Here is a 10,514-nt window from a genome sequence, read left to right on the forward strand (position 1 = left end):
CCGGGCCACGTGGGGGCCGTGCGCCGTCACGGCCGGCCGCCCGCCCGGAAGTGCCGCTCAAGGCCCTGCCACACGTCGTCGTACGAGGACTGCAGATGCCCGGCGCGGGCGGCCTGCGCGGTGGCGGTGACCGGCCAGCGCGTCTCGAACATGAAGGCGAGACCGTCGTCGATCTTCTGCGGTCGCAGTTCGGCGGCGCTGGCCCGCTCGAAGGTCTCCCGGTCGGGGCCGTGCGCGGACATCATGTTGTGCAGCGAACCGCCGCCCGGCACGAAGCCCTCCGCCTTCGCGTCGTACGCGCCCTCGATGAGCCCCATGTACTCGCTCATCACGTTCCGGTGGAAGTAGGGCGGCCGGAAGGTGTCCTCGCCCACCAGCCAGCGCGGCGCGAAGACCACGAAGTCGACGCCGGCGAGGCCGGGGGTGTCGGACGGTGACGTCAGCACGGTGAAGATGGACGGGTCGGGGTGGTCGTAGCTGATGGTCCCGATCACATTGAAAAGGCGCAGATCGTATGTGTACGGCACATGGTTGCCGTGCCAGGCGACGACATCCAGGGGCGAGTGGTCGTACATCGCCGTCCAGAGGTTGCCGCAGAACTTGTTGACCACCTCCACGGGCCCCGCCGCCTTCCCGTCGCCCTCCGGGTCCTCGTACGCGGCGACCGGTGCGCGAAAGTCCCGTGGGTTGGCGAGGCCGTTGGCGCCGATCGGGCCGAGGTCGGGGAGCTGGAAGGGCGCCCCATAGTTCTCGCACACATAACCCCGGGCAGTCGGGTGGGTGGTCTGCCCGTCGTCGTCGGAGGCATCGCCCAGCAGCTCCACACGGAAGCGGACCCCACGGGGGATCAGCGCCACATGTCCTGGCTCCACATGCAGCAGCCCGAACTCGGTGCGCAGCAGCAGTCCGCCGTGCTCGGGCACGATCAGCAGCTCGCCGTCGGCGTCACTGAAGACGCGCTCCATCGAGGAGTTGGCGTGGTACAGGTGCACGGCCATGCCCGTGCGCTGGGTGGCGTCGCCGTTGCCGCCGAGGGTCCACAGGCCCGCCAGGAAGTCGGTGCCCGGCGCCGGCTCCGGCAGGGGGTTCCAGCGCAGCCGGTTCGGGTCCGGCACCGACTCCGTGAAGGGGGCCGAGCGCAGGGTGCCGTTGTCGGTGCGGGTGAACGCCGGGTGTGCCGCCGAGGGGCGGATGCGGTACAGCCACGAGCGGCGGTTGTGCGCCCTCGGCTCGGTGAACGCGGAACCGCTCAGCTGTTCCGCGTACAGGCCGAGCGGGACCCGCTGCGGTGAGTTGCGGCCGTGCGGGAGGGCGCCCGGGACCGCCTCCGAACTGTGTTCGTTGCCGAACCCGGAGAGATACGTCAGCGCCTCGGCGGTCTTCCGCAGTGCCGTTGCGCCGTTGCGCGCGTCCCCGCTCATGAGTGATCGCTCCCTCGTTCTGATTCCTATGCATCACCGTAGGATTCGGTGAATCGGTGCGCAAGAGGGAGGAGGCCGGGGCCCGGCGGGAGGCGACGGGTTCGCGCCAGACCCGCGGAGGTGGCGGGTGGCCAGGAGTGGTGCTTGAGAACCCGGCTCGGCCAGAGAACCCCACTCATCGGTCCAAGAACCCCACTCAAGGGGGATCCGGCTGTCGGAGCGGTGCTCTAACCTCCCGGCATGTCGTGGACGCGCGCATTCCTCACCGCGCTCGCGGTCTGTGCCCTGTTCGGAGCTCTGCTCGTCGGAGCGACGGGCTGCGGGTCCGACGGCGCGCGCGAGAACGACGAGGTCAGACCGTCACCGGTGGGCAGGGTGCTGAAGGACACGGACGAGGAGGGGCGGCACTACCGTGAGATCGACAAGGAGAGCGCACCCGGGGTCGAGATCGAGATACAGCCCGCGGTGGACGGGGGCTCCGGCGACGCCGACGCCGGCTGGGACGTCCGGCTGACCGTCCACGGCTTCCGCTTCTCGCCGGCCGGCACGCAGAAGAAGGCCGAACCTGGCCGCGGGTACGCGCTGCTCCGGCTGGACGACCGTCCCCTGTCCCTCCTCCGGGGCCCGACCCACCACCTCGCGGCGGACGTCGTCCCGCGGGGCACCCACCAGGTGACGGTGCGCCTGCACGCCGACGACGACACGGTGTGGGCCGTCGACGGAAAACCCGTCGCCGGCACGGCGGACATCACGGTGTCGGACCCGGGCCCCACACCGTCCCCCGCCCGCACACCGACGGGCCCACCGTCCACGACACCCCCCGACGACCCCGACGACCCGCCTGTCTCGGCGTCTCCGGCGGGCGCGCGCCCCTGAAGGGGCGCGGGGAACTGCGCGAACGGCCCCCACCGGGCCGCGGGGCATATGCGGCCGATCGCGGGGGCGTGCGCTGGTGCCGCGCGGGGTGCGGCTCCCGTTTGCGCGCCTCTTGAGGGGCGCGGGGAACTGCGCGAACGGCCCCCACCGGGCTGCGGGGCATGCGCGGCCGGTCGCGGGGGCGTGCACTGGTGCCGCGCGGGGTGCGGCGCCCGTTTGCGCGCCTCTTGAGGGGCGCGGGGAACTGCGCGAACGGCCCCCACCGGGCTGCGGGGCATACGCGGCCGAGGGCGTGCGCCGGGGCCGCGCGGGGCGCGGCGCCCATCCCGCGGGGCGAGCGCCACGGCCGTACGGGGCGCCCGCGCGAACGGCCCCGGCGCAGCACGCCCCAGCGCGCCCGCCCCGCCGAATGAGTGGTACGGGCACCGACTTCGTACCCAAGGGCAAGGTTCACCGGACCCAGGCGGAAAGGCATCATGAAGCCCGTGCCCCAAGCGACCTCGCTGCGCCGCGCGCCCGTCCAGCGCCGTAGCGCCGAACGACTCACCCGTATCCTCGACGCCTGCGCCGACCTCCTGGACGAGGTCGGTTACGACGCCCTGAGCACCCGCGCGGTCGCCCTGCGCGCCGGCGTGCCCATCGGGTCCGTCTACCGGTTCTTCGGCAACAAGCGGGCCATGGTCGACGCGCTCGCCCAGCGCAACCTGGACATCTACACCGAACGCGTCACCCGGCGCCTCCAGGAGACGGGCAGCGGCGCGGGCTGGCGGGTGGCCATGGACGCGGTCCTCGACGAGTACCTCGCCATGAAGCGCACAGCCCCCGGCTTCTCCCTCGTCGACTTCGGCAACCAGATACCCGTCGGCACCCGCGACGCCGAGCCCAACACCCGCGTCGCCGACCGGCTGACCGACATGCTCTCCGCGTATCTCGACCGCGCTCCCGACGACGACCTCCGGCGTGTCTTCCTCATCGCCGTCGAGGCCGCCGACACCCTCGTCCAGCTCGCCTTCCGCCTCGACCCGGCGGGCGACGAGCGGGTCATCGACGAGACACGGGAACTGCTCCGGGCGTATCTCTCACGCTCACTGGACTGACCGGCGAACCGGTGGACCGACCGCGCACGCGGTGGGACGCCCGGCCGTGCCGCCGCCGGCTCCGGGGCGCGTGCACATCCGCGCCCCGCACCCCCTCCCCACCGTCCATACCGGTCGGTATGCTCGGCAGGGTCAGAGTCAGAGCGCCATCGTTGTCGCCATCCCCTCGGAGGACCCGTGTCCACCACCGCCGGCTCCCGTACAGCCCTGCGCATCTGCCCGCTCTGCGAGGCCACCTGCGGGCTGACGCTCACCATCGAGGGGACCCGGGTGACGAGCGCGCGCGGGGACCGCGACGACGTGTTCAGCCAGGGGTTCATCTGCCCGAAGGGGGCGTCGTTCGGGGCCGCCGACGGGGACCCGGACCGCCTGCGCACCCCCCTCGTACGCAAGGACGGCGAGCTGCGCGAGGCCACCTGGGAGGAAGCCTTCGACGCCGTCGCCGCCGGACTGCGCCCGGTCGTCGAGCGGTACGGGCCGCACTCCGCCGGAGTCGTCCTCGGCAACCCGAACGTGCACACCATGGCCGGTGCCCTCTACCCGGCCGTCCTGCTCTCCGGACTCGGCACGCACAGCGTCTTCACCGCGTCCACCGTCGACCAGATGCCCAAGCACGTCTCCGGCGGTCTCCTCTACGGCGACGCCAACGCGATCCCCGTACCCGACCTCGACCACACCGACCACCTGCTGCTGATCGGCGCCAACCCCCTGGAGTCCAACGGGAGTCTGTGCACCGCACCCGACTTCCCCGGCAAGCTCAAGGCCCTCAGGGCGCGCGGCGGCACCCTCACGGTCATCGACCCCCGCCGCACCCGCACCGCCAAGCTCGCCGACCGGCACGTCGCCGTCCGCCCCGGCACCGACGCCCTGCTCCTCGCGGCCATGGCGTACGTCCTCTTCGAGGAGCAGCTCACCGACCTCGGTGAGCTGAGCGGCATGGTTCAGGGATACGACGAACTGCGCGATGCCGTAAGGGACTTCACGCCTGAGGCCGCTGCCGAAGCATGTGACGTCGACGCCGGGACCATCCGGGCCCTCGCCCGTGAACTCGCCGCCGCGCCCACCGCCGCCGTGTACGGCCGCATCGGCAGCTGCACCGTCCCGCACGGCACCCTCGCCAGCTGGCTGGTCGACGTCCTCAACATCCTCACCGGCAACCTCGACCGGCCCGGCGGCGCCCTCTTCCCGCAGGCCGCCACCGACCGCACACCGCGCCCCGCGGGACCCGGCCGCGGCTTCGCGCTCGGCCGCTGGCACAGCCGCGTCAGCGGCCACCCGGAGGCCAAGGGCGAACTGCCGCTCGCCGCGCTCGCCGAGGAGATCGACACCGCCACCGAGGAGGGTGAGCCGATCCGCGCCCTCGTCGTCATCGCCGCCAACCCGGTGCTGTCCGCCCCCGACGGCGACCGCCTCGACAAGGCCCTCGGCTCGCTCGACTTCATGGTCAGCGTCGACCCGTACCTGAACGAGACCTCGCGCCACGCCCACGTCGTACTGCCGCCGCCCCCGCCCTCGCAGAGCCCGCACCACGACTTCGCCTTCAACACCCTCGCCGTACGCAACCAGGTCCGCTACACCCGCGCCGCCGTCCCCCTGGAACCTGGCAGGAGGGCCGAGACGGAGATCCTCGCCCGGCTCGTCCTCGCCGCGACCGGCATGCACGGAGCCGACCCCTCCGCCGTCGACGCCCTGGTCATCGACCAGACCCTGGGCAAGGCCGTCAAGGAAGCGCACTCCCCGGTGCACGGCCGCGACCCCCATGAACTCGCCGCCGCCCTCGCCGGCGACACCGGCCCCGAGCGCCGCCTCGACATGATGGTGCGCCTGGGCCCGTACGGCGACGGATTCGGCGCCCGCCCCGACGGACTGAACCTGACGAAGCTGCTTGCCGCGCCCCACGGCATCGACCTCGGACCGCTCCGGTCCCGGCTGCCCGGTCCCCTCAAGACCCGCAGCGGACGCGTCGAACTGCTGCCGCGACCCCTCGCCGACGACCTCCCGCGGCTCAGGGACGCCCTGCGGCAGCGTCCCGACGGTCTCGTCCTGGTCGGCCGCCGCCATCTGCGCTCCAACAACAGCTGGATGCACAACATCCCCGCCCTCACCGGCGGCACCAACCGCTGCACCCTGCACATCCACCCCGACGACGCCGAACGCCTCGGCGTCACCGACGGGGCGCCCGTACGCGTGAAGGGCGCCGGGGGAGAGGTCGTCGCCCCGGCCGAGGTCACCGACTCCGTACGGCGCGGGGTCGTGAGCCTGCCGCACGGCTGGGGACACGACCGGCCCGGCACCCGGCTGCGGCACGCCACCGCGGACCCCGGCGTCAACGTCAACCAGCTCCTGGACGGCAGCCTGCTCGACCCGCTGTCCGGCACCGCGGTCCTCAACGGCGTACCCATCGATGTCGCGCCGGCGGGCCCCACGCCGTGAACGGCTGTGACCAGGAGTTTTGCGCTTATTGCTCTCGTGTCAACATCTTGTTAAGGCTTGTCGGCCCGACCTAACGTCACTCGAACCGCCGTCCCTGGTGGGAGTTCAAGGGCGAACGTTAGGTATCCACTCATGCTGACCATCCTCGGCTTCACCATGATCGCGACCTTCCTGGTCCTGATCATGATGAAGAAGATGTCGCCGATCGCGGCGCTGGTGCTGATCCCGGCACTGTTCTGTGTGTTCGTCGGAAAAGGCGCCCACCTCGGCGACTACGTCATCGAAGGGGTGGGCACCCTCGCGCCCACCGCCGCGATGCTCATGTTCGCCATCGTGTACTTCGGCGTCATGATCGACGTCGGCCTCTTCGATCCGGTCGTCCGGGGCATCCTCAAGTTCTGCAAGGCCGACCCGATGCGCATCGTCGTCGGTACGGCCCTGCTCGCCGCGATCGTCTCCCTGGACGGCGACGGCTCGACCACCTTCATGATCACGGTCTCGGCGATGTACCCGCTGTACAAGCGCCTCAAGATGAGCCTCGTGGTGATGACCGGTGTCGCCGCGACCGCCAACGGCGTGATGAACACCCTCCCTTGGGGCGGTCCGACGGCCCGCGCCGCCACCGCGCTCAAGCTCGACGCCGGCGACATCTTCGTCCCGATGATCCCGGCGCTCGCCGTCGGCCTGGTCGCCGTCATCGGCCTCGCGTACGTCCTCGGCCTGCGCGAGCGCAAGCGCCTCGGCGTGCTGAGCCTGGCCGACGTCCTGGAGAAGGAGAAGAAGGGCGAGGAGCAGGAGGAGCTGCGGGAGACCGGGACCGAGACGGTGCTCGTCGGTGCGGGAGCGGGTGTCTCGGGGGCCTCCGGCGCTTCCGGCGGCTCCGGTGACGGCAAGGTGCGCTTCACCAAGACCGCGGGCGGGTCGGGTTCCGGCACCGGCGCGGCGGTCGGCTCCGCGGGCGGATCCGACGAGGACGACGTGGAGGACGTACGCCTCCAGGGTCTCGACCCGAACCGCGCGACCCTGCGCCCCAAGCTGTACTGGTTCAACGCGCTGCTCACGGCCGTCCTGCTCACCGCCATGATCATGGAGCTGCTGCCGATCCCGGTCCTGTTCCTGCTCGCCGCGGCGCTCGCCCTGACCGTCAACTTCCCGAACATCCCGGACCAGCGCGAGCGGCTCGCCGCACACGCCGACAACGTCCTCAACGTCTCCGGCATGGTCTTCGCCGCCGCCGTCTTCACCGGCGTCCTCCAGGGCACCGGCATGGTCGACTCCATGGCCAAGTGGCTCGTCGACGGCATCCCCGACGGCATGGGCCCGCACATGGCGATCGTCACCGGCGCCCTGAGCCTGCCGCTGACCTACTTCATGTCGAACGACGGCTTCTACTTCGGCGTCCTGCCGGTCCTCGCCGAGGCCGGTGCCGCGCACGGTGTCTCGCCGCTGGAGATCGCCCGGGCCTCCCTCGTGGGCCAGCCGCTGCACATGTCGAGCCCGCTGGTCCCCGCGGTGTACGTGCTGGTCGGCATGGCCAAGGTCGACTTCGGCGACCACACCAAGTTCGTGGTCAAGTGGGCCGCCCTCACGTCACTCGTGGTGCTCGGATCCGGAATCCTGTTCGGCATCATCTGATACGGGTCCGGACCCGGACCCGTATCCGGAAACACCCGACGCCCGGCCGGCAGGCCGAACCCATCCGATGGAGAACGACACGATGAGGCCCGGCAGGAACCGCGGCTGGCTGCTCCGCCTGGTCATCGCCTTCAGCTTCGCGCAGGGGGCGGTGTCCATGGCACGGCCCGCCGTCTCCTACCGGGCCCTCGCGCTGGGCGCCGACGAGCGGGCGATCGGCGTCATCGCCGGGGTGTACGCGCTGCTGCCGCTCCTCGCCGCCGTACCGCTCGGCCGCAGGACCGACCACGGCCGGTGCGCCCCGCTGCTCCCCGTGGGCGTGGTCCTCATCGCCGGGGGCTGCGCCCTCAGCGGTACGGCGGACTCCCTCACCGCGATGGCGGCCTGGAGCGGGGTGATGGGCCTCGGACACCTCTCCTTCGTGATCGGCGCCCAGTCGCTCGTGGCCCGCCAGTCCGCGCCGCACGAACAGGACCGCAACTTCGGCCACTTCACCATCGGCGCCTCCCTCGGCCAGCTCGTCGGACCGATCGCCGCGGGCGCCCTGATCGGCGGCCCCGACATGGCGGGCACCAGCGCCCTCGCCCTGCTGGTCGCGGCCGGTGTCGCCGCGTTCTCGTTCGTCTCCCTGTGGCGCATCGAGCACCGTACGCCGTCCATGTCCCGTACGGGACCGGGTGACCGCGTGCCCGTGCACCGCATCCTGCGGACCCGGGGCGTGCCCGCGGGCATCTTCATCAGCCTCGCCGTGCTCTCCGCGACGGACATCCTCACCGCGTACCTGCCGGTGGTCGGCGAACACCGGGGCATCGCGCCCTCCGTGATCGGGCTGCTGCTCAGCCTGCGCGCGGCGGCGACCATCGCCTGCCGGCTGGTGATGACGCCCATGCTGCGGCTGCTGGGCCGGGCCGCGCTGCTCACCACGACCTGTCTGCTGGCGGCCCTGCTCTGCGCCGGGATCGCGCTGCCGGTGCCCGTCTGGGCGCTCGCCGTGATCCTTGCGGTGCTCGGCTTCTGCCTGGGCGTCGGACAGCCCCTGTCGATGACCACGGTCGTCCAGGCCGCCCCCGACGACGCCCGCTCCACCGCCCTCGCCCTGCGGCTGACCGGCAACCGGCTCGGGCAGGTCGCCGCGCCCGCCACCGCGGGCCTGATCGCCGGCGTCGCGGGCGTGGCCGCGCCGTTCGTGATGCTCGGGGCGCTGCTGCTGATCGCCTCGGGGCTGGGTTTGCGACAGGGCCGCCCCGGCCCGTCCGGAGCCGCTGAAGCCCCTGGAGCCGCTGGAGCCGCTGGAGCCGCTGGAGCCGAAACGGACGCGGGCCCGGACGAATCGGCGCCCTCCCCTGAACTGGAGAAACGCCGAACGGGCCGCGGCGGCGCCTGAGTTGCGGCGATTCGAGGTGGTGAATTCGAGGTGTTGAAAGGGTTCCCCGGGGCCTGCGCGGTCCGTTAGCTTCCGTGACCCATAGGTCTCGTACGTACCCGTACGGGCCGTCCGAACCGTCAGGCCGCGGAGCACCGTGAGCATCGGTGCCCCGTGGGCCCCCGGGGGTCACGTCCCATGCCACGTGCCGTCTCTCTTCACCAGGTGAGCAAGTCCTACACGCCGAACGTCCCCGTGGTGCAGCGGCTGTCGCTGGACATCGAGCCCGGCGAGTTCCTGGTGCTCCTCGGACCCTCCGGCTGCGGCAAGTCGACCGTGCTTCGCATGATCGCCGGCCTTGAGGAGCCCACCGAGGGGGAGGTGCGGCTCGACGGGGAGTACGCCAACCATCTCGCGCCCGCCGAGCGGCACATGGCGATGGTCTTCCAGAACTACGCGCTCTACCCGACCATGAGCAGCCGCGCGAACATCGGCTTCCCCCTGCGCATCGAGGAACCCGGCCGGGATCCGTCCCCGCGGGTCGAGGCCACGGCCCGGATGCTCGGCATCGAGGACCTCCTGGACCGATTCCCCCACCAGCTGTCCGGCGGAGAACGCCAGCGCGTGGCCATGGGCCGGGCGATCGCCCGGCACCCCTCCGCCTTCCTGATGGACGAGCCGCTGGCCAACCTGGACGCCAAGCTCCGCAGCCATCTGCGGGCGGAGATCGCCCGGCTCACCCGGGATCTGGACGTCACCACGCTGTACGTCACCCACGACCAGGCGGAGGCGATGTCGCTCGGGGACCGGGTGGCCGTGCTGCGCGGTGGCGTGCTCCAGCAGCTCGGGACACCGCGCACGGTCTACGCCCTCCCGGAGAACGTCTTCGTCGCCGCCTTCATCGGCACCCCCAGGATCAACCTCCTGCGGGGTGTCGTCCTCGCCCCGCTCGACGGGGCGATGTCGATCGGCCTCGGCCGCCAGTCGCTGGTCCTGCCCGAACCGCTGACCCCGGACCACCGGCTGCTCCGGGTGCAGCAGGGGCGCGAGGTCATCGTGGGGCTGCGCTCCGAGGCCGTCCGCCTCGCCCGGCCCACGCGGGCCCGGCCCGGGGAGGTGGCGATCAGCGGGCTCGTCGAGCACGTGGAGTTCCAGGGGCACGAGGTGCTGGTCCACCTCAACACCGGCTCGCAGCCCGCGCTCGTACCGGACCTGGAGGCGCCGCGGCCGGTGGCTCGCGCGGGTGGGCGACGGCGCCGGGAGGGCGGTGTGCTCGACCGGCTGCGGGGGCGGGCCGCGGGGGCGTTGCGGGCCGGGCCCGTCGTGGTGCTGGAACATGCGGCGGACGTCGGGGCGGGGCCGGTGGCGGCGGAGGCGGAGGCGGACGCGCGGGTGCCGGGGGATCTGATCGTGCGTACGACGCCGGATCATGCGCTGCGGCCTGGGATGCAGGTGCCGCTGCTCGTGGATCTCGCGCACCTGTTCGTCTTCGACCACGACGGAGTACGCATCTCCCCGGCCCCGTCCCGACTCCCCGACCTGGAGACTTGACCCATGAGACTCGCCGTCGGGTGCGGGCCCGTCGTGGCTAGTCGCGCAGTTCCCCGCGCCCCTGGGGTGGGTGGGGGTTGACGTGCGTTGTCGTCTGCGGGTCCGTTGTGGCTGGCCGCGCAGTTCCCCGCGCCCCTA

7 protein-coding genes are annotated in these 10,514 nt (G+C 72.2%); 6 read left to right on the top strand and 1 reads right to left on the bottom strand.

Annotation, left to right across the window (positions count from 1 at the left end; all coding sequences use genetic code 11):
• Nucleotides 1–26: 26 nt before the first annotated feature.
• A complete protein-coding gene (gene hmgA, locus ACFWGJ_RS19760; RefSeq protein ID WP_387326043.1) occupies nt 27–1,421 on the bottom strand; it encodes a homogentisate 1,2-dioxygenase in 1,395 nt (464 codons plus the stop codon).
• Nucleotides 1,422–1,661: 240 nt separating this feature from the next.
• On the opposite strand from hmgA, the gene ACFWGJ_RS19765 reads away from it, so the two are divergent.
• The 6 genes from ACFWGJ_RS19765 to ACFWGJ_RS19790 all read left to right on the top strand — a co-directional run bounded on the left by ACFWGJ_RS19765 (nt 1,662) and on the right by ACFWGJ_RS19790 (nt 10,376).
• Nucleotides 1,662–2,297, top strand: a complete 636-nt coding sequence (locus ACFWGJ_RS19765; protein WP_387326045.1) for a hypothetical protein — start codon at nt 1,662–1,664, stop codon at nt 2,295–2,297.
• 476 nt (nt 2,298–2,773) lie between these two features.
• Nucleotides 2,774–3,394: a TetR family transcriptional regulator gene (locus tag ACFWGJ_RS19770; protein ID WP_387326047.1), complete on the top strand. Its 621-nt coding sequence runs from the start codon at nt 2,774–2,776 to the stop codon at nt 3,392–3,394.
• 177 nt (nt 3,395–3,571) lie between these two features.
• The gene (locus ACFWGJ_RS19775) at nt 3,572–5,827 is read left to right on the top strand and encodes a molybdopterin oxidoreductase family protein (protein ID WP_387326049.1); all 2,256 of its coding nucleotides are present in this window, start codon (nt 3,572–3,574) and stop codon (nt 5,825–5,827) included.
• 132 nt (nt 5,828–5,959) lie between these two features.
• The gene (locus tag ACFWGJ_RS19780; RefSeq protein WP_387326052.1) at nt 5,960–7,462 is read left to right on the top strand and encodes a CitMHS family transporter; all 1,503 of its coding nucleotides are present in this window, start codon (nt 5,960–5,962) and stop codon (nt 7,460–7,462) included.
• Between the two features lie 82 nt (nt 7,463–7,544).
• A complete protein-coding gene (locus tag ACFWGJ_RS19785; RefSeq protein ID WP_387326054.1) occupies nt 7,545–8,846 on the top strand; it encodes an MFS transporter in 1,302 nt (433 codons plus the stop codon).
• A gap of 177 nt (nt 8,847–9,023) precedes the next feature.
• Nucleotides 9,024–10,376, top strand: a complete 1,353-nt coding sequence (locus ACFWGJ_RS19790; RefSeq protein ID WP_387326056.1) for an ABC transporter ATP-binding protein — start codon at nt 9,024–9,026, stop codon at nt 10,374–10,376.
• Nucleotides 10,377–10,514: the final 138 nt, after the last annotated feature.

Origin of the sequence: Streptomyces sp. NPDC060205 (genome assembly GCF_042728395.1) — a bacterium.
GTDB lineage: Bacteria > Actinomycetota > Actinomycetes > Streptomycetales > Streptomycetaceae > Streptomyces.

Coding starts and splice junctions, on each gene's coding strand:
- ACFWGJ_RS19770 (WP_387326047.1), top strand. CDS start 2,774: ATGAAGCCCGTGCCCCAAGCGACCTCGCTGCGCCGCGCGCCCGTCCAG.
- ACFWGJ_RS19785 (WP_387326054.1), top strand. CDS start 7,545: ATGAGGCCCGGCAGGAACCGCGGCTGGCTGCTCCGCCTGGTCATCGCC.
- hmgA (WP_387326043.1), bottom strand. CDS start 1,421: ATGAGCGGGGACGCGCGCAACGGCGCAACGGCACTGCGGAAGACCGCC.
- ACFWGJ_RS19765 (WP_387326045.1), top strand. CDS start 1,662: ATGTCGTGGACGCGCGCATTCCTCACCGCGCTCGCGGTCTGTGCCCTG.
- ACFWGJ_RS19790 (WP_387326056.1), top strand. CDS start 9,024: ATGCCACGTGCCGTCTCTCTTCACCAGGTGAGCAAGTCCTACACGCCG.
- ACFWGJ_RS19780 (WP_387326052.1), top strand. CDS start 5,960: ATGCTGACCATCCTCGGCTTCACCATGATCGCGACCTTCCTGGTCCTG.